The 18786-nt window shown below is 40.5% G+C and carries 17 protein-coding genes; 5 read left to right on the forward strand and 12 right to left on the reverse strand.

What is annotated here, in order from left to right; genetic code table 11:
• The first annotated feature begins 84 nt into the window (after positions 1-84).
• Both uvrA and CWC17_RS12520 read left to right on the forward strand, forming a co-directional pair.
• A complete protein-coding gene (uvrA, locus tag CWC17_RS12515; RefSeq protein ID WP_138613166.1) occupies positions 85-2907 on the forward strand; it encodes an excinuclease ABC subunit UvrA in 2823 nt (940 codons plus the stop codon).
• 197 nt (positions 2908-3104) lie between these two features.
• Positions 3105-3968 (forward strand): hypothetical protein, encoded by an 864-nt coding sequence (locus CWC17_RS12520; protein WP_249935923.1) that lies wholly within the window; start codon positions 3105-3107, stop codon positions 3966-3968.
• A gap of 108 nt (positions 3969-4076) precedes the next feature.
• On the opposite strand, the gene trpS is transcribed toward CWC17_RS12520, so the two are convergent.
• The 3 genes from trpS to rpe are packed head-to-tail and all read right to left on the reverse strand — an operon-like array spanning position 4077 to position 6466.
• A complete protein-coding gene (gene trpS / locus CWC17_RS12525) occupies positions 4077-5081 on the reverse strand; it encodes a tryptophan--tRNA ligase (protein WP_029771853.1) in 1005 nt (334 codons plus the stop codon).
• A gap of 36 nt (positions 5082-5117) precedes the next feature.
• A complete protein-coding gene (locus CWC17_RS12530) occupies positions 5118-5783 on the reverse strand; it encodes a phosphoglycolate phosphatase (protein ID WP_138613170.1) in 666 nt (221 codons plus the stop codon).
• Positions 5783-6466 (reverse strand): ribulose-phosphate 3-epimerase, encoded by a 684-nt coding sequence (gene rpe / locus CWC17_RS12535; RefSeq protein ID WP_138613172.1) that lies wholly within the window; start codon positions 6464-6466, stop codon positions 5783-5785. Before rpe ends, CWC17_RS12530 begins: the two co-directional genes overlap by 1 nt.
• Before the next feature lie 213 nt (positions 6467-6679).
• Between rpe and CWC17_RS12540 the strand changes: the two genes are divergently transcribed.
• Together CWC17_RS12540 and CWC17_RS12545 are read left to right on the forward strand one after the other, a co-directional pair.
• Positions 6680-6976, forward strand: a complete 297-nt coding sequence (locus CWC17_RS12540) for a hypothetical protein (RefSeq protein WP_138541335.1) — start codon at positions 6680-6682, stop codon at positions 6974-6976.
• Positions 6977-6979: 3 nt separating this feature from the next.
• Positions 6980-7165 carry a DUF2970 domain-containing protein gene (locus CWC17_RS12545; protein ID WP_024032525.1) on the forward strand — a complete coding sequence of 62 codons (186 nt, stop codon included), beginning with the start codon at positions 6980-6982 and terminating at the stop codon, positions 7163-7165.
• Here CWC17_RS12545 and CWC17_RS12550 read toward each other — a convergent pair.
• The 9 genes from CWC17_RS12550 to CWC17_RS12590 form a co-directional block, all read right to left on the reverse strand.
• Positions 7113-7979, reverse strand: a complete 867-nt coding sequence (locus CWC17_RS12550; protein WP_138541336.1) for a Dam family site-specific DNA-(adenine-N6)-methyltransferase — start codon at positions 7977-7979, stop codon at positions 7113-7115. The two genes, CWC17_RS12545 and CWC17_RS12550, sit on opposite strands and share 53 nt — an antisense overlap.
• A 53-nt stretch (positions 7980-8032) precedes the next feature.
• Positions 8033-9403: an AAA family ATPase gene (locus tag CWC17_RS12555; protein ID WP_138613174.1), complete on the reverse strand. Its 1371-nt coding sequence runs from the start codon at positions 9401-9403 to the stop codon at positions 8033-8035.
• Positions 9403-10473, reverse strand: coding sequence for a 3-dehydroquinate synthase (aroB, locus tag CWC17_RS12560; RefSeq protein WP_138613176.1), 1071 nt, complete (start codon positions 10471-10473; stop codon positions 9403-9405). The genes CWC17_RS12555 and aroB overlap by 1 nt, the downstream gene beginning before the upstream one ends.
• 28 nt (positions 10474-10501) lie before the next feature.
• Positions 10502-11020: a shikimate kinase AroK gene (gene aroK, locus CWC17_RS12565; RefSeq protein ID WP_004589350.1), complete on the reverse strand. Its 519-nt coding sequence runs from the start codon at positions 11018-11020 to the stop codon at positions 10502-10504.
• Positions 11021-11204: 184 nt separating this feature from the next.
• Positions 11205-13295, reverse strand: coding sequence for a type IV pilus secretin PilQ (locus CWC17_RS12570; protein ID WP_138613178.1), 2091 nt, complete (start codon positions 13293-13295; stop codon positions 11205-11207).
• Positions 13282-13818, reverse strand: a complete 537-nt coding sequence (locus tag CWC17_RS12575; protein ID WP_055014595.1) for a pilus assembly protein PilP — start codon at positions 13816-13818, stop codon at positions 13282-13284. The genes CWC17_RS12570 and CWC17_RS12575 overlap by 14 nt, the downstream gene beginning before the upstream one ends.
• Positions 13815-14420, reverse strand: coding sequence for a type IV pilus inner membrane component PilO (locus CWC17_RS12580; protein ID WP_138613186.1), 606 nt, complete (start codon positions 14418-14420; stop codon positions 13815-13817). The genes CWC17_RS12575 and CWC17_RS12580 overlap by 4 nt, the downstream gene beginning before the upstream one ends.
• The gene (locus CWC17_RS12585; RefSeq protein ID WP_138613180.1) at positions 14410-14982 is read right to left on the reverse strand and encodes a PilN domain-containing protein; all 573 of its coding nucleotides are present in this window, start codon (positions 14980-14982) and stop codon (positions 14410-14412) included. Before CWC17_RS12585 ends, CWC17_RS12580 begins: the two co-directional genes overlap by 11 nt.
• The gene (locus CWC17_RS12590; RefSeq protein WP_138541339.1) at positions 14970-16049 is read right to left on the reverse strand and encodes a pilus assembly protein PilM; all 1080 of its coding nucleotides are present in this window, start codon (positions 16047-16049) and stop codon (positions 14970-14972) included. The genes CWC17_RS12585 and CWC17_RS12590 overlap by 13 nt, the downstream gene beginning before the upstream one ends.
• A 131-nt stretch (positions 16050-16180) precedes the next feature.
• Here CWC17_RS12590 and CWC17_RS12595 point away from each other — a divergent pair, with 131 nt between their 5' ends.
• A complete protein-coding gene (locus CWC17_RS12595; RefSeq protein ID WP_138613182.1) occupies positions 16181-18697 on the forward strand; it encodes a penicillin-binding protein 1A in 2517 nt (838 codons plus the stop codon).
• Positions 18698-18786 lie beyond the last annotated feature (89 nt).

Genomic DNA, 18786 nt, shown 5'->3' on the forward strand with positions numbered 1-18786 from the left:
AAGGATTTTTTCGTTGATCATTGATTAATAATGTTTCGTATTATGCGATACTGGACAAATAATTTTGGTAATAAACGAGATAGCATGGAAAACATTGAAGTCCGAGGCGCCCGTACGCACAATTTAAAAGACATCAGCCTAACCATCCCACGTGATAAATTAATTGTTATCACAGGCCTATCTGGTTCGGGAAAATCATCACTGGCATTTGATACTTTATATGCAGAAGGACAGCGTCGTTATGTAGAGTCACTTTCTGCCTACGCAAGGCAATTTTTATCGTTAATGGAAAAGCCTGACGTTGATCATATTGAAGGCCTCTCTCCCGCCATTTCTATTGAGCAAAAATCTACATCGCACAACCCTCGCTCAACAGTGGGTACCATTACCGAAATATACGATTACTTACGTTTAATGTTTGCCCGTGTGGGAGAGCCACGCTGCCCAACTCACGACTTACCCCTTGCAGCTCAAACAATTAGCCAAATGGTTGATACCGTTTTAGCACTGCCAGAGGGCACTAAGCTAATGCTTTTAGCCCCGGTAGTTAAAGACCGCAAAGGCGAGCATGTTAAATTACTGGAGCAGCTCTCAAGCCAAGGGTATATTCGTGCTCGTATAGATGGCGAAGTGTGCGACTTATCCGATCCGCCAACGCTTGAGCTTCACAAAAAGCATACTATTGAAGTGGTTGTTGACCGCTTTAAAGTAAAAGATGGCCAGCAGCAGCGTTTAGCCGAATCATTTGAAACCGCACTAGAAATGTCTGGCGGTGTAGCAAATGTAGCCTACATGGACGACAGCACGATAGAAGAAATGCTGTTCTCGGCAAATTTTGCCTGCCCTACCTGTGGCTATGCAATGACCGAGTTAGAGCCACGTTTATTTTCGTTTAATAACCCTGCGGGGGCATGCCAAAGCTGTGACGGTTTAGGCGTACGCCAATACTTTGATCCTAACCGCGTAGTACATAACCCTGAGCTAAGCTTGGCCGGTGGTGCAATAAAAGGCTGGGATAAACGCAGTTTTTATTATTTTCAAATGCTACAAGCGGTTGCCGAGCACTATAATTTTGATTTAGATGTGCCATTTGAAAAACTTGCTAAAGAATCACAAAAAATTATTTTAGAAGGCTCAGGTAAAACAAAAATAGCCTTTAACTACCGTAACGACAGAGGCGATTTAATAACTCGTAACCACGAGTTTGAAGGCGTGTTAAATAACATGAACCGTCGCTATCGCGAGACGGAGTCAAACTCGGTACGCGAAGAGCTGGCTAAATATCAAACTAGCCAAGCGTGCCCTAGCTGTCATGGCTCACGTTTACGCCAAGAAGCACGCCACGTATTTATAGGTCAAACAAACCTGCCTGCTATTACTAATATGAGTATTGGCGAGGCAATGGACTTTTTTGAAGGGTTATCACTCACAGGTCAAAAAGCCCAAATAGCTGAAAAAATTCTGAAAGAAATTCGCGACCGTTTATCGTTTTTAATTAATGTTGGCCTTAACTATTTATCGCTTGAACGCAGTGCCGATACCCTCTCTGGTGGTGAAGCGCAGCGTATTCGTTTAGCCAGCCAAATTGGTGCAGGCCTTGTAGGTGTAATGTACGTACTGGATGAGCCATCAATTGGTTTACACCAGCGCGATAACGACCGTTTATTACAAACCTTGGTGCATTTACGCGACCTAGGTAACACCGTAATTGTGGTTGAGCATGATGAAGATGCCATTCGCGCAGCCGATCATATTATTGATATTGGCCCAGGCGCGGGTGTACACGGCGGGCATATTATTGCACAAGGTACACGTGACGATATTTTAGCGACCAAAGACTCGGTAACAGGCCAGTTTTTATCTGGCGTGCGTAAAATAGAAGTACCACAAGAACGTAACCCAACAGGCGACAAATGGCTTGAGCTGTTTGGCGCCACAGGTAATAACCTTAAAAATGTAGACTTAAAAATTCCATTTGGCTTATTAACCTGTATTACAGGAGTATCGGGCTCAGGTAAATCAACGCTCATTAACGATACACTTTTTAAGCTTGCGCATACTGAACTTAACGGTGCGACCACAGCGGAAGCCGCGCCTTACAAGTCAATTAGTGGCCTTGATCATTTTGATAAAGTGATTGATATTGACCAAAGCCCGATTGGCCGTACACCGCGCTCAAACCCTGCAACCTACACAGGTATTTTTACCGGTATTCGTGAGTTATTTGCAGGAACACAAGAAGCCCGTTCACGTGGCTATAAAGTAGGTCGTTTTAGCTTTAACGTAAAAGGCGGGCGCTGTGAAGCTTGCCAAGGCGATGGCGTAATTAAAGTAGAAATGCACTTTTTACCTGATGTATATGTACCGTGTGATGTATGTAAGGGTGCGCGCTATAACCGCGAAACCTTAGAAGTGCAATACAAAGGTAAAAACATTCACCAAGTACTCGAAATGACGGTTGAAGACGCGCACGACTATTTTGATAAAATACCCACAATAGCCCGCAAGCTTAAAACCCTTATGGACGTTGGTTTATCGTATATTCGCCTAGGGCAGGCTGCTACCACGCTCTCTGGTGGTGAAGCTCAGCGTGTAAAACTGGCTCGTGAGCTATCTAAACGCGATACAGGTAAAACTCTTTACATACTTGATGAGCCAACAACCGGCCTTCACTTTGCCGATATTGAACAACTACTTGTGGTATTACATCGTCTGCGTGATCACGGTAATACCATAGTAGTGATTGAGCATAACTTAGATGTGGTTAAAACCGCAGACTGGGTGGTTGATTTAGGCCCTGAAGGCGGTGCTGGCGGCGGTGAAATACTCATTGCAGGCACACCTGAAGAGGTCGCTAAATGTGAGCGCTCGCATACTGGGCATTACCTAAAGCCCCTATTAAACTAATTGGGGTTTATTACTTCTTACGATAAGGAAAGTCGGTGTTAAGGCCTTTTAAAATTATAAAATGGCGAGCCAGTAGGCTATTTAAACAGCTGCAAAAAAAATCGCAGCCTTTTAAAGCTGATATTGATGGGCATATTAAACCCATATGGTTTAGCCTTAGCACCGCGCAAAAGCTTTACTTAGCAGCGCTTATATCTGTGATTTTCTTTAAATCTTGGTCACTTTGTGCGCTTTTAACAATGACTGCCTTGGTCATTGAATTTTGGCCAAAGTTTAATAAACTTTGGCACTCCTTAGCAGGCAAAGCTTTAATTTTGGTTTTTTATGCAACCATTGCTAATTTTGTTTTGGCAAATGCAAGCAGCATTGTTAACGATGTAACTCACGTATCAGCTGCAAACATGAGCTACACACACAATTTTGCAACTTTGATATATTTACCCATTTGGGCATTAGGAATTACACTCTGTACATTACTAATATTTCAATTTATTTTACCCTTTTATATCATAATGCTGTTACTTATAAAGCCATTTGGATCGCAAAGCATTAAATATATAAGTCAAAGCTACTCTCCCTTACTTACCGCATCTATTAGATTAATATTAGCCTTCATAACTTTAAGTACCCTCTATTCCTTAGTAGACGATAGGGATGAAGCAACATTTTTATCAGACATAGAAAACGGCTTTTATTTTGGAAGAGAGCTGGCCAGTGACTCACCTGAGGTGAAGGAGCAAGCTGTGGACAATCTAAATAAAAGGCTAGCTAAACAGGAACCTGGCTCACCAAAAACAGAAGAAATAAATGAGCTCGCCGAATCTGCAAGTTCATTTGTTGCTACTGAAGGTTATTTTGAACGTAGTAAACGCCTTATAGCGATGTTTGCATTTAATTACGAAGCAGATGAGTACTCAAGGTGTAAAAAAGCCAAAAATAGCAAAGTGGTAGAGTTGAACGATTACGAAATAATAGAGATTACGCCAAATGAAACTATGCCTTATGGCTATTCTTTTATTGTGAAAGCCTGCGAATCACCTGCATTTAGACCCATTAGATGAACAATGATGACCTTTAAGCGATGAGTCAAGTATTAGAAGTTACATACAAAAATGCCGCTAAATTTAGCGGCATTTTTATTCGCTTATACTAGGGTCTGTTGAAGCATTTTATGTACGAGGAATAAATCCTAGTGCATCGTAAACTGATTTAAGGGTTTTTTCTGCACGTACACTTGCCTTTTCTGCACCTGATTTCATGATGCTATCAAGTAGGTTTTGATCTTCTCTGATCTCTTTAAAACGTGCTTGAATTGGCTCAATCATGCTCACTACAGCATCGGCTGTATCTTTTTTCAGGTGGCCATACATTTTATCTTCGTACTCTGGCACTAAGTCTTCAATTGAGCGCTTAGTGGCTACGCTTAATAAAGTAAGTAAATTAGAAACGCCTGGTTTTTCAGTACGGTCAAAGTAAATACGTGCTTGCTCGTCTGAATCGGTTACTGCTTTTTTAAGCTTTTTCTCAATCTTTTTAGGCTCATCTAATAGCATGATGTAGCCGTTAGGGTTTTCATCAGACTTAGACATTTTTTTAAGCGGATCTTGAAGGCTCATTACGCGTGCGCCAAATTCTGGGATATAAGGCTCAGGTAATTTAAATACATCACCGTATAAATTATTAAAGCGTGTAGCTATATCGCGCGTTAACTCTAAGTGCTGCTTTTGATCATCCCCTACCGGTACTTGGTCTGCTTGGTATAATAAAATATCCGCTGCTTGCAATACTGGGTATGAAAATAAGCCGACGTTTACATTATTAGCATGTTTAGATGATTTATCTTTAAACTGAGTCATGCGGTTAAGCTCGCCCATTTGCGCATAACAATTTAGCACCCATGCTAACTGCGCATGCTCTGGCACTTGTGACTGTACAAATAAGGCTGATTTTTCAGGGTCTATGCCACACGCCGCGTACAAGGCTATACCATCTAATACTCGAGAGCGAAGAAGTTCAGGCTCTTGACGAACAGTAATCGCATGTAAATCAACAAGCATAAAGAAACTTTCGTGGTCTTCCTGTAGCTTTAGCCACTGGTTAATAGCGCCAACATAGTTGCCTATTGTCATACCACCGGTTGGCTGAATGCCACTTAAAACTACTGGTTTACTCATGATTTTCCTTTAATGTTGTTTAGTTAATTGAAAATTTTAACGCTGTGTTAGTGTTGGTATTATATCTAAGAAGTTCTCGCATAGGTACTGTGGATTATAATCCTCAAGGTTTTCGCCTTGGTTATAACCATAATCCACCGCTATGACATCAATTTTAGCGGCATGTGCTGCCAATATATCGCTTTTAGAATCGCCAATCATAATAGCCTTACTCGGCTCAACATTCAGCTTTTTACATGCATACAGCAAAGGCGCTGGCGACGGCTTTTTAGCCATATCATCTCCACACACGATTACTTCAAAGTGGCGCGTAAGGGAAAGCTTATCAAGTAGTATTTCGGTAAATATGCGCGCCTTATTGGTAACGAGCGCTTTAGGCATACCACTGAGCGCATTAAGCCCTGTTTCTACATGTTGATACAACACGCTATATTCGCCCACTAGCTGCTCATAATGTTGATAGAATAAAGCAATAGCTTTTGCACTAAGCGCTTCATCTAAGTGTTCGCTAATTTGCATATCACCACTGAGTGCACGCTTAACCAGGGTTTCAATACCATTGCCTATCCAGCTTTCGACCAAGCTTTGGCTAACAATAGGAAATGCTAAATCACTCAGTGTTAAATTTATTGCTAAGTATAAATCGTAAACGCTATCAACAAGTGTGCCGTCAAGGTCGAACAAAGCTACATCATATTTCATTACTTTACGTTTCCTAACTGCTCACGCATTTGATCAATAACCACTTTATAATCAGGCTCATTAAAAATAGCAGACCCAGCTACAAACATGTCGGCACCTGCTTGCGCTGCTGCGGCTATATTATCAACCTTAATACCGCCATCAACTTCTAAGCGAATATCACGACCCGACTCAACGATGCGCTGCTTAGCTTGGGCTAGTTTTTCAAGGGTGTGGGGGATAAAGCTTTGGCCGCCAAAACCTGGATTTACCGACATTAATAAAATAGTGTCTAACTTATCAATAACGTGATCGAGATAGCTCAGGCTAGTGGCAGGATTAAATACTAAACCGGCCTTACAACTATGATCTTTAATAAGTTGTATGGTGCGGTCTATGTGCTCACTCGCCTCTGGGTGAAAGGTAATTATTGATGCACCGGCCTCTGCGAACTGAGGGATTATACTATCTACAGGCTTTACCATTAGGTGTACATCGATAGGGGCCGTTACCCCGTAATTTCTAAGCGCTTTGCACACCATAGGGCCTATTGTGAGATTAGGCACGTAGTGATTATCCATGACATCAAAATGTACTACATCAGCACCTGCAGCGAGTACCTTATCTACATCTTCACCTAATTTTGCAAAGTCAGCTGACAAAATAGAAGGCGCTATTAAGTATTTTTGTTCAGGGTTTAGCATAGTAATCCGTCAATCAATAAAATATGCCTTAATGTACCGTAAATACTGGAGTTTCCCAAGTAATACACGGCAAATTGGGTATAACTAAAATAGCAATTTAAATACATAAGAATTTATTTATATAAAGCTTTAACTATCACAGGGAAATATTAGTTTGTTATTTATACAGCTTTTGTTATTATTGAAGGAGTAACTTACTTTTAGGCTAATATTATGCGTGCTTTTAAAACAGGGATCTTAATTGCGTCGGCATTGTTATTTATTGGGGCATTTAGTTTTGCGCCAAGTTCTGAGCAAGATTTAAGCTTAGTTAGCAACTGTCACAATCAGGCAAGTAGTAATAACACTCCAAGCGCCCTAACATGTACGAAAGTAGAAGAAGATTCGTCGTGGTTTTCGTGGCTAACAGGCGATAGTCGCAGTGCGCAATTTCATTATTTAGATTTATTAGAGCTATTAACTAGCTCAGAAGACGCTAAAAATACGCCTTCAATAAAACCTCTTTTTTAAATAATGCTGCACTTTATTAGCGCGTTGCAAAGTGTGCTAGCAGCATTTTTTGGTGTGCAATCAGAGCACAAACGCCAAGCCGACTTCCAACAACACTCCCCTCTTTTTATTATTGCTTTAGCTGTGCTGTTTTTCGTTATTTTTGTAGTGACAATTTATGCAGTGGTTGCTTGGGTGCTAAATACATAGCCATTAACTCGTCAACTTTGTTGCGTGAGCCACCTTTAGGGCTGATAGTACGTTTTACCTGAATTTTACCAAGCGTAGCTTGGCTATAAATTTTTCGCGTCCACACGGTATCGTGGTTAGATATAAGCACTGGGGTATTGTTTTCAAACGCAGCTTGCTCGGCTAAGTTTGCCAAGTTTGCTTGATCGTCTAAATTAAACCCGCCTTTAGCATAAGAGGTAAACGACGCTGTTTTACTTAGCGGCACATAAGGCGGATCGCAATAAATAACCGCGTTGTTTGGCACAAGCTTAAACACATCATCGTAGCTTAGGCAGGTAAATGTGGCTTTTTGTGCTTTTTCGGCAAAAAAGTACATTTCTTTTTCTGGAAAATAAGGCTTTTTATATTTACCAAATGGCACGTTAAAAATGCCTTTGAGATTATACCTGCACAATCCATTGTAACCATGGCGATTCATGTATAAAAAGAGCATTGCGCGCTCATATACATCATTGCTTTTATTAAACTGTACACGGTATTCGTAGTAAGCGTCTGGATGGTTATTTAAATCAACAAACAACTTTTTAGAGTCACTTATAAACTCATCAGGTGAGCGCTTGAGCTCTTTGTATAAGTTAATTAAGTCAGCATTGATGTCGTTAAGTAAATAGTGTTTAAAATTACTGTTTAAGAATACTGAGCCTGCACCTACAAACGGTTCTACCAAGGTTTCAGCATGTTTGCTGGCTTGAGATAATCGTGCATTAATATCTTCAACTAGGCTGTATTTACCGCCAGCCCATTTAAGGAAGGCTCTACTCTTTTGTTGCATTGGTTCTTAACTTCAATCTGCTGTAGCGCGATTTTACACTAAAGTGAGTCAGTTTACTGATCAAGTCGTGCAATTTCTTGTTTTATTTTGCTGATTTTTTTATAAAAAGGCTTGTTCTTTCTAAGTGTACTTGGCAAGGCAGACAACGCACTTTTAGCATCAGCGAGTGATGCATAACTGCCAATAGTAACTACCCACCATACTTTATTGTTCCGCTTAGTTTGATATACCCTAGCCCGCTGGCTTAAATTATGTCGAATAATAAACTCACGGGTGATTTTTTTCTGTGTCACAGCAAGCAGCTGCACAGTTGTATTATTATCTGGCTGAGCTAAATACCACGCGTTATCAGATACGTTATTTGAGGTTTTAGACTGCGAGCTTTCTTTATCGTCACTTTCAATTGGCTCAATAGACTCAGGAGTGTTTGAGCTTTGTGGTAACGCCTCGCTTTGCTCACTTTGAGCGCTTTGTTGAGCCTGACGCGTTAGGCTTTGCATTATCGCCGGCACATCGTTTTTATGTGGCGCTACATTCCCTTGTGATTTATCGCTGACCGGCTCTAAAGGCAAATCCGCTTTTGAAATATCAGCATTGTCATTACTGACTTCTTTATCCGCTCTTGGGATAGCGGTAATTTTAGCAGCAGGAATAGCAGTATCTATGTCTTGGCTTTGTTGGTTTTGATAGTACGTTTGCCACCATTGGGTCATGTCATTTTTATAGAGCAGCCCAATAATTAGTAACATAATAATAATTAACAACGAGATTAAATGTATACGCCATGACACTGTATCTTTTTTTACAATATCAGCCACATGCTCCGTTGGTTGCCATGCTAATAATAAGCTGGGGTTGCCTTTTGCTTCATTTAAAAATGCGCTAAATACGGGGTCTTCATCGTACGGTAAATTAGGAAAATACCAGCTCATCAACTGTTTAGATTCTCGGGAAGATAAAGGCTCTAAGTAAATTTCAACGGCATTATTAATAGCCAGCTTTGATTGCGAGGCTAGCATAATATAAAGCGTTATAGGGCTATTTTTGGCAAGTAACTCTAACTCTTGTAATAACTCTTCAGATAAATGCCTTGCATTATCGAGCACCCATAAACAGGCCTCGCACGGCTGTTGTTGCAGCAGCTGGTAAAAGTTTTCACTTAACGATAAATCGTGGTCAATCAGCGGAGAGTTAAAGCTTTGCTCTAATATATCACTTATCAGTGATACATCATTTACACTGGCACTTACTTGTACAAATGCTTTATTAAAACTGTTGTATTTGTCGGTGATGAAGGTTTCGAGCATATAACTTTTGCCAAGGCCTGAGGTGCCTAGCAATACAATCAAGTTTTGCCCATATTCAAATTGCAGCGCGATTCTATCCACCAACGCCGCTCGGCTTGGTAAAATTTGCGCCTGCATTATTGCTCGATTAACGCTCTAACGTGGTCATCTGATACGTCATCTACCAATGCGCATTGACCAAATTCTGTCGGTAAAATAAAACGGATAGTGCCCTTTTTATTTTTTTTGTCTTTGCGCATATGCATCAAAAACTGCTCAGCAGTCATTTCTGCTGGGATCTCAGTAGGCAAATTATAAAGCTTGAGTAGCGCTACAATTCTATCTACCTCATCTTGCGATAAATCACCGCGTGTATGGGCTAATTTAGCAGCCAGTACCATTCCGGTCGCAACAGCCTCACCATGCAGCCATACGCCATACCCCATTTGCGCTTCAATTGCGTGAGCAAAGGTATGCCCTAAATTGAGTAACGCACGAAGGCCATTTTCTTTTTCATCTTGCGCAACAATAAGCGCTTTAATTTCACAACATCTATAAATGATATGCTGCAAACTGGCTTCGTCTAATTGCTGTAGCTTTTCTGCATTTTGCTCAATAAAAGTAAAGAGCTCGGTATCGTAAATCAGACCATACTTGATAACTTCGGCCATGCCCGCTGCAAATTCACGCGCCGGTAATGTATGAAGTGATTCAGTATCAATAAAAACAGCTTGCGGCTGATAAAATGCCCCAATCATATTTTTACCCAGTGGGTGGTTTACAGCTGTTTTGCCCCCAACAGAGGAGTCAACTTGAGATAGTACCGTGGTAGGAATTTGAATAAACGGTACACCGCGTTGATAGCATGCAGCAACAAAGCCTGTTAAATCGCCAATAACACCGCCACCTAATGCTATTAAGCAGGTATCTCGACCGCAATTATTTTGCAATAAAAAAGCAGATATTTTCTCAAACCATTCAAGTGATTTGTATTGCTCACCATCTGGAATGACAAAAGAAAGAGGGTCTAGCTCAGCTAACGAATCTAGCAGTCCTTGCAAATATAAAGGGGCAACTGTGTCGTTAGTGATAATGATAGGCCGACAATCACCAATGTGGTGAACAAGGCGGCCATTATCTTGAAGTGCATATTGACCAATAAAAATAGGATAACTTCGCTCGTCCAAATTAACAGTTAATTCAAGCATGCTTTGTTATTTCCTTTATTATTGGTTTTTAAAAATCTAATTTCTCGATGATTTGGTTAGCAACAACTTTAGCGCTTTGCTCATCGGTGCGTACAACAAAATCGGCAACTTCTTTGTATAGTGGCTCGCGTTCTTCTGCTAAGCGCTCTAGTACATTACGAGGTGCTTCTTCAGTTTGCAGTAATGGGCGACGCTTGTCGCGTTGCGTGCGTGCAACTTGCTTTTCTATAGGTGTCTCTAGGTATACAACGATACCGCGAGCCGAAAGCTTGTTTCGAACTTCTTTACTCATTACTGACCCACCACCGGTTGCAAGTACAATACCTTGCATTTCGGTTAAGTCGCCAATAACAGATTCTTCACGAAGTCTAAAGCCTTCTTCACCCTCAAGATCAAACACCCAGGCAATATCTGCACCGGTACGGCGTTCGATTTCTTGATCAGAATCGACAAATTCAAGGTGTAATTGGTCAGCGATGTGACGACCAATCGTGCTTTTGCCAGCCCCCATGGGGCCAACTAGAAATATATTACGTTTCTCAGCCATATCTTTTAGTACAAACGAACTCTAAAATTTGAAATAAAACCCCGCCTAACGACCTGGCCCCAAAATTAAGGAGGGGATTATCTCAGTAATTGGCCGGGTATTTCAAGTCTAATACAATAAAAAGCCATATAACGAGCAATTATTATCAATAAACACTCGTTGGCGAACATAAAACCACTAAATTTTAGTCTATTTGTATTTTCGGTGTCACGAAAATAAGTAATTCACGTTTCTCATTAAACTCGCTGGTGCTCTTAAATAAGCGTCCAACATAGGGAATATCACCAAGTACAGGTACTTTATTTGTGGTATTAATTATTTGCTGCTGAAAAATACCACCCAGCACAACGGTTTGGCCATTATCAACCAGCACTTGTGTTTCAATTTGTTGAGTGTCTATCGACACCGCTTCACCTGTTCCGGTTTGAACCGTTTCGCCACGAGTATCTTGTGTAATAACTAAGTCTAAAATAACTTTGTTATCCGGCGTTATATGCGGTGTAACCTCAAGGCTCAATACCGCTTTTTTAAAGCTTACAGTAGTAGCACCACTTGAGGCTGATTCGGTATAGGGGATTTCAGTACCTTGCTCAATACGTGCTTTTTGCTGATTAGCTGCAGTAATGCGCGGGCTCGCAATAATCTCACCTTTATTTTCTTCCTCTAAAGCGCTCAGCTCTAAATCAATTAAGGTGCCATTAGCCAACTTGGCTATGTGTAAACCAATACTCGCCGCAGGGTTAGTAATAGGTAGGTTTACATTAAGACGATCTGATAAGTCAGGAATAGTACCATTTGAGATAGACTCAGCACCTTCAAGTGAGCCTGAAATACCATCACTATCTTGTTGGTCGCTAAATCCCCAACGTACACCTAAATCTTCTGTGACATTATCGCGTACCGTTACCATACGTGATTCAATAACAACTTGTTGCACTGGGATATCAAGTGTTTCAATCATACGACGGATACTTTCAATACTCTTCGCTGTATCTTTAATAAGTAAAGTATTGGTACGCTGGTCGACCGATACACTGCCACGGGCAGAAATGATGCTGTTCGTGTCAGTTTTAAGTAAATCCGCAAAGTCTTCAGCTTTAGCATAGTTTAAACGAATATACTCACTGTAAAGCGGCTCTAAATCCTCGACCTTTTGTTTAGCTAATAAATCTTTCGCTTCACGGGCGGCTAGCTCTTCAGCTGGCGCCACCATCAATATAGAGCCATCCATGCGCTTATCAAGGCCTTTAATACGCAGCACAACATCTAGGGCCTGATCCCATGGAACGCCATCTAAACGAAGCGTGATGTTGCCGGTTACTGAGTCACTCGTTACTAAGTTAAACTCGTTATAGCCCGCTATTATTTGCAGTACAGCTCTAACCGAAATATCTTGGAAGTTTAAGGTCATTGGACGACCCTGGTATTCTTTGCCTCCATCTAAATAAGCATTTTGCGTTTCATCTTTTTCAATCGTTAACGTTAAAATGTTATCTATTTGCTGGTAGGTAAAGGTAAAAGCAGCATTAGGCTCAATAACTACACGGCTTAGGCTATCTTCTTTAAAGGTTTCAATGGTACTTACAACAGTGCCAAAATCTAATACATCTAGTTCATACAGTAAGTCGTCTAAAATATCTGTATGATGAAACTCTGCAATTATTTTTCCACCGCTTTCATGTACTTCTATTGCAGCTTGCGTGTCTTGCAAAAATACTAAAACTTTTGCTTCACCTTTTTCACCACGGCGAAAATCAATAGATTGAATCCGGTTAATATAAGCGCTTGAGGCATCATAACCATTGCTGCTTTCATCAGAAGCTTGTTCAGTAAGTGGGTTATCCGATACGCGCAACGACACTAAGTTATTATTAACTTGTGTTTCGTATATTTTTAAACGTTCCAAATTTACAGTAACTTTTAAACCTTGCTCTGTCTGTACGCTGCTAACACTATTAATACCTGCGTGATCGACCGGTACATTTTCAAGGCCCTGCTCTAATTCAACACCATCAAACAGTATCTCTATACGCGCTGGTGTGTTATGTACCTGAATTTTAGGTTGTTGTGTTAGCTCTTCGTCAAATACAAGCTGTAATTCGGTCTCGCCTTTTAGCAATGGGTTATAGCGTACATCGTAAAGTAATGGCGCTGCACTAGCTGTTTTCACAACAAAAAGAGTCAATATGACAAAGAACATCGTTTGAAAGCGATGATGCCAAAGTACATCCTTATACATGTGTGTTTTACCTTTTTTATTATTAATTTGCGCCATTATTTGCCGCCTCTAACATTTCCAATTTAGTCAGCCGCTCTTTCCAACAACCCGACCCATCAGGGATTAATTCCACTAATTCTACATAATCACTACTTACAGACTTAACTTTACCGTCATAGGTCCCTAAGTAATTATTTATCGTTACTCTATGCAGCGTTTCATCTGCTGCGGTGATCAATGCCCACATTTGTCCGTTAGAGCCTAACGTCCCTTTCATAGATAGGTTATCGAGCGGGTATTTTTCTAGCGGCTCTCTCACTCTATCAGGGTCAGGGTGTAAACAATTTTTAATTTGCGTTAGTTTATTTTGAATAATTTCAGGTTGTGGTGCTACAAAAGGGCTTCGCAATTGTGATGCATTATATTCAAAATGTTCAAACTGAGTTAATTCGGGTATTTCCTCAACTTTAGCCGTGGTACTGGCTTTAACTTGATTAATAAACTCTTTTTGCTCAGACGTATCGTCATTACAACCTGCTAAAAATAAAATAGACAGCGATAATAAAGGGACTAATCTCACTTTTTAACCCCTTCTTCATAACGATATGTTTTTGCTACTACACTGAATGTTAGTTGTTTTTCACCAGATGATACAATCGAAAAGTCATGTAAACTAACAATTCGTGGTAATTGGGCTACTTTTCCAACAAATTCACCGAACTCATGGTAAGTGCCTATAACTTCAATTTTTATAGGGAGCTCTGTGTAAAACTCTTTTTCGACTTCCGGTAACCAACCAATTTTTAAAAATGTTAAACCGCTGGTAGTCCCTACATAAGATAAATCATCAAGTAGACCCGGTGTTTCATTTGATGTAGGTAGCCGCTTTAACAATTGAGAAAACTTATCTTCCATATCAACCATTTGCTGACGATATACATCAAGTTTACTAGCTACGGCATATTTAGCTCTATAAGTGCTACGTAGCTCCACTTCTTTTGCTACAGCACTGTGGTAGCTGTCTATTTCATCAGATACCAATAAGCTATAGCTAAAAAATAACACTAAACCGGCGACAAATAAGCAGCAAATTGCTTTTACTGCAACAGGCCATTCACCCACATTATCGAGCTCAATTTCATTCCAATCTATTTCATTTAGAGCTTTTAAATCAAGGTTCATCACTTACCTCACCAATTTCATCAAATGCTTTTACATAAAACTCCATATTAAAATCACTAAGTAACCGTGATGCCTGATCGCCTGCCACAATACCTTGCATGGTGGGTCTTTCTAATAAGTATGAGCCTTGCACCTGACGCAGCATCGTAGATAAGCGATTGTTTGATTCACTTCGACCAAGTACATGTATTTGTCTACCGCGGCGCTCAAGCTTAGTGAGATATACCCCTTGAGGAACAATCTTCGCCACCTCATCCATAATTTGAGTGCCTAAATTACGACTGCTTTGCAACTCTTCGATTAATCGCATACGTTGTTGTAAATTTTCTTTTCGTTTATCAAGATCTCGAATTTCACTAATTTTTTTATCAAGCATGCTTATTTCTGAACTGAGATAGTTATTTTTTAAGTTTTGGCCATCTTTTAAACCTGCATAAAAAGAACTAAGCAGGTACATACATGCAAAGCAACCAATGACCACCGCAACTATAATTGTGATGAACTTCTTCTTAGACTCTTCACGTTGCAACTCGCGCCAAGGCAGTAAATTTATATGTGGCATGATGAAAAGCTCCTTAATGCCAAACCAGTAGCGATTGCAAACTGTGTTCTATTTCGCTGCATTATATTTCGGTCTACTTTTGGTGAAATTTCCATATTTGCAAACGGTTCAGCTACAACAGCATGAATACCCAGCTCCTCTATTAATAAACGATCGAGCCCTTCGATCATCGATGTGCCACCGGTTAGTACAATATAATCAACTTGATCTTTACCTGTGGTTGTTAAAAACATTTGTACCGCACGTCGCACTTGCTGCAATAATGATGTTTGAAACGGTGCAAGTACTTCAAAAGTGTAGTTAGGGGGTAAATCACCTGTTGTTTTACCTATCTCAGCCTCATCAAAGCTCTTGTTATAGTATGACACGATACTATTGGTGTATTGGTCACCACCAAACACTTGGTCGCGGGTGTAAATTGTTTCACCGGCTTGCACCACACTTACCAACATCAACACCGCGCCAATATCTACCACTGCAACACACTTATTAAAGGCGTCACTTGGGAGTTGCTGATAATACACATCCATTGCTCGGCTCAATGCATAGCTTTCTACATCAACCACTTTAGCGGTTAAGTTTGCAGCTTCAAGTGCACCTACACGCGCCTCGACGCTCTCGGTACGCGCAGCAGAGAGTAGTACATTCATTTTACTGGGATCGGCTTCATTAGTAGAAAGCTTTTCGAAATCTAAGCTCACTTCGTCGAGGGGATAAGGGATTAAGCTGTCAGCCTCAATTTCAATTTGTGACTCTAATTCAGCGTCACTTAATGAAACATCCATAAAAATAACTTTGGTGATAACAGTTTGTCCTGATACAGCGACTGCCGCAGATTTTAGCGATTTTGGTAGTTTTCTTTTTAATTTTGTAATCACATTACCAATTGCTTCAATATCTTGAATTGAGCGCTCGCTCATCGCGCCTTTAGGCATAGGTTCAATTGCAAGTGCTTCTAGTCGAAATCCCGTTTCAATTTCACTTAAAAGCACTGCTTTGATAGAGTGCGATCCGATATCAATTCCGACCATCGCAGCTGATGGCTTTTGAAATAGTTGACTTAGCATGTTTGCAACTTGACCTTTGTTTTAATAATAAACAAGTTATAATTTTTTTAGTAAAAAATATTATTCATTTTTTAATCAATATATACTAGCAGTCTAAACTCGCAATTGGGAGTCCATTTAGGGAAATATAAGTGATTTTATTAAAACGAACATTACAATTTTTTATCATTTGCACGTTAATTGGTCTGATCACTTTAATCAGCCTTTATTATTACGTTAAACCTGATATCCCCAGTGTGCAAGTTTTAAAAGACGTGCAATTACAAACCCCTATGCAGGTCTTTACAAAAGATGGACTGTTAATCAATCAATTTGGTGAAAAACGCCGCATCCCTGTCACCATAGACGAAATTCCGCAACCTTTAATTGATGCCTTTTTAGCAACAGAAGATAACCGTTTCTATGACCATATAGGCATTGATCCCATAGGTATTGTTCGATCCGCTATTGTCTTAATTTCAACAGGTGAAAAAAAACAAGGCGCGAGTACAATCACCATGCAGCTCGCTCGTAACTTTTTCTTAACACGAGAAAAGGCATATATTCGTAAAGTTAAAGAGATTTTTATAGCGCTACATATTGAAAGTGTATTAACAAAAGACGAAATTCTTGAGCTTTACCTTAATAAAATAGAACTAGGTAATCGTGCATTTGGTATTGGTGCAGCTGCTCAAGTTTATTACGGCAAAGAGCTAAAAGACCTCACTCTTGCACAAATGGCAATGATTGCAGGTTTACCTAAAGCGCCCTCTGCGCTTAATCCTATTCGTAACCCCATAAGAGCTAAAGCACGTCGTAATGTAGTGCTTGGTCGCTTACTTACAGAAAACTATATAACACAAAAACAATACAACGAAGCAACCAGCCAACCTATCACCGCGTATTTTCACGGTGCCGAGATAGACCTGTACGCGCCTTACATCTCTGAAATGGTTCGTGCAGAGATGGTTAAGCGTTATGGTGTAGATAAAGCTTATAATTCTGGTTTTAAAATATTTACCTCTGTAGAGTCTAAAGTACAAAAGGCTGCGCAAACGGCTTTAGTAAATAATTTACATAACTACGATATGCGCCATGGCTTTCGTGGGCCTGTAGACGTGCTATGGGACCCAGAAACACAACCAGCCTTAGGTGAGCAACAAATACTAGAAAAGCTAAAACCAGTTAAAGTAATTGCTGATTTGCACGCTGCGGTGGTATTAAACGTGTCTGAAAAAACCGCTGACGTTATTTTAAAAAATGGCCAATACACCACACTTAATTGGGATAATTTAAAATGGGCGCGCAAATATATTACTCGCTACCGTCAAAGTTTTGCTCCTAAAGCCGCTACTGACATTCTTACCCCAGGCATGCAAATATGGCTACGTAAAAATAACGACGACAGTTACCTGCTAAGCCAAATACCTGAAGCGGCCAGTGCACTTGTTTCACTCGACCCACAAGATGGTCGTATTAAAGCCATAGTGGGCGGTTACAGTTTTGAACAAAGCCAATACAATCGAGCGGTACAAGCTAAACGTCAAGTTGGCTCTAATATCAAACCCTTTATTTATTCTGCTGCGCTTAAAAATGGCTATACATTGGCCTCTATTTTAAACGATGCGCCAATAAACCAATGGGATAAAAGTTTAGGTGTAGCGTGGCGGCCAAAAAACAGCCCTGCGGTTTATAATGGCCCTATACGTATTCGCCGTGCACTAGCACAATCTAAAAATGTTATTTCTGTGCGTTTGCTGCGCGGTGTAGGGCTGCAGCGCACGGCCGATCACTTACTTAAGTTTGGCTTTAAAGATGAGGACATTAACCGCAGTGAATCCTTAGCATTAGGGAGTGCATCAATCACGCCATTAGAGCTTGCTCGCGGCATGAGCACATTTGCTAATGGTGGCCACTTAATTGAACCTTACTTTATATCTGAAATTCAAGATGCCTATGGTAATGTACTATTTAAAGCATCCCCTGCTCTTGCTTGCGATGAAGACGAGCTATTACCCGTCTCTCAAGCTACGGATAGCTTTGCCAACAATAACCTAGATACCGATACAGCAGATGAGCAAGCCATACAACCACATTGTGCACCACGTGTTATATCAAAGCAAAATGCTTTTTTAATTGCTGAGGCAATGCACAGCGCTGTATGGGGTGGCGGTAGCTGGACACATAAAACAGGCTGGAGCGGGACTGGTTGGCGTGCGCAAGCATTAGATAGGCGCGATCTATCGGGTAAAACAGGCACAACGAATGACTCTGTTGATACTTGGTTTAGCGGCTTTAACCGCAATGTAGCAACGTCTGTATGGGTGGGTTTTGACAACCCAGGAAACTCGTTAGGACGCTCAACCTATAATAACAACCTAGATAGCAGCCAAATCTCTGGTGCTGAATCGGGCGCTAAAACGGCACAACCAGCTTGGATTGATTTTATGAAAGTGGCCCTTGAGGGCACACCAGAAGCGCCAATAGAGCCCCCTGAAGGACTCGTTTCAATTCGTATCGATTTAAAAACAGGTTTGTTAAGTCATAAAAACGACTACACCAGTCGCTTTGAATATTTTGAAAAAGGCACAGCCCCAACAAAATATGTACTGTCTCAGCCAACTGATATTTTTGAAGAAGATACAAAAACAGAAGAAGAGTTATTCTAAAAATCAAAAACGGCAGCTTATACCAATCCACATAATTAAGTGATCTATTTTGAGGATGGATAAACGTGTTGATAGTAAGGCAAAAAATT

Origin of the sequence: Pseudoalteromonas sp. S3785 (genome assembly GCF_005887365.1) — a bacterium.
In the GTDB taxonomy this organism is placed as follows: domain Bacteria; phylum Pseudomonadota; class Gammaproteobacteria; order Enterobacterales; family Alteromonadaceae; genus Pseudoalteromonas.

What these genes read in the sequence shown, in the direction of transcription:
- uvrA (WP_138613166.1), top strand. Translation starts at nt 85, where the DNA reads ATGGAAAACATTGAAGTCCGAGGCGCCCGTACGCACAATTTAAAAGAC.
- trpS (WP_029771853.1), bottom strand. Translation starts at nt 5,081, where the DNA reads ATGAGTAAACCAGTAGTTTTAAGTGGCATTCAGCCAACCGGTGGTATG.
- CWC17_RS12530 (WP_138613170.1), bottom strand. Translation starts at nt 5,783, where the DNA reads ATGAAATATGATGTAGCTTTGTTCGACCTTGACGGCACACTTGTTGAT.
- rpe (WP_138613172.1), bottom strand. Translation starts at nt 6,466, where the DNA reads ATGCTAAACCCTGAACAAAAATACTTAATAGCGCCTTCTATTTTGTCA.
- CWC17_RS12540 (WP_138541335.1), top strand. Translation starts at nt 6,680, where the DNA reads ATGCGTGCTTTTAAAACAGGGATCTTAATTGCGTCGGCATTGTTATTT.
- CWC17_RS12545 (WP_024032525.1), top strand. Translation starts at nt 6,980, where the DNA reads ATGCTGCACTTTATTAGCGCGTTGCAAAGTGTGCTAGCAGCATTTTTT.
- CWC17_RS12550 (WP_138541336.1), bottom strand. Translation starts at nt 7,979, where the DNA reads ATGCAACAAAAGAGTAGAGCCTTCCTTAAATGGGCTGGCGGTAAATAC.
- CWC17_RS12555 (WP_138613174.1), bottom strand. Translation starts at nt 9,403, where the DNA reads ATGCAGGCGCAAATTTTACCAAGCCGAGCGGCGTTGGTGGATAGAATC.
- aroB (WP_138613176.1), bottom strand. Translation starts at nt 10,473, where the DNA reads ATGCTTGAATTAACTGTTAATTTGGACGAGCGAAGTTATCCTATTTTT.
- aroK (WP_004589350.1), bottom strand. Translation starts at nt 11,020, where the DNA reads ATGGCTGAGAAACGTAATATATTTCTAGTTGGCCCCATGGGGGCTGGC.
- CWC17_RS12570 (WP_138613178.1), bottom strand. Translation starts at nt 13,295, where the DNA reads ATGGCGCAAATTAATAATAAAAAAGGTAAAACACACATGTATAAGGAT.
- CWC17_RS12580 (WP_138613186.1), bottom strand. Translation starts at nt 14,420, where the DNA reads ATGAACCTTGATTTAAAAGCTCTAAATGAAATAGATTGGAATGAAATT.
- CWC17_RS12585 (WP_138613180.1), bottom strand. Translation starts at nt 14,982, where the DNA reads ATGCCACATATAAATTTACTGCCTTGGCGCGAGTTGCAACGTGAAGAG.
- CWC17_RS12590 (WP_138541339.1), bottom strand. Translation starts at nt 16,049, where the DNA reads ATGCTAAGTCAACTATTTCAAAAGCCATCAGCTGCGATGGTCGGAATT.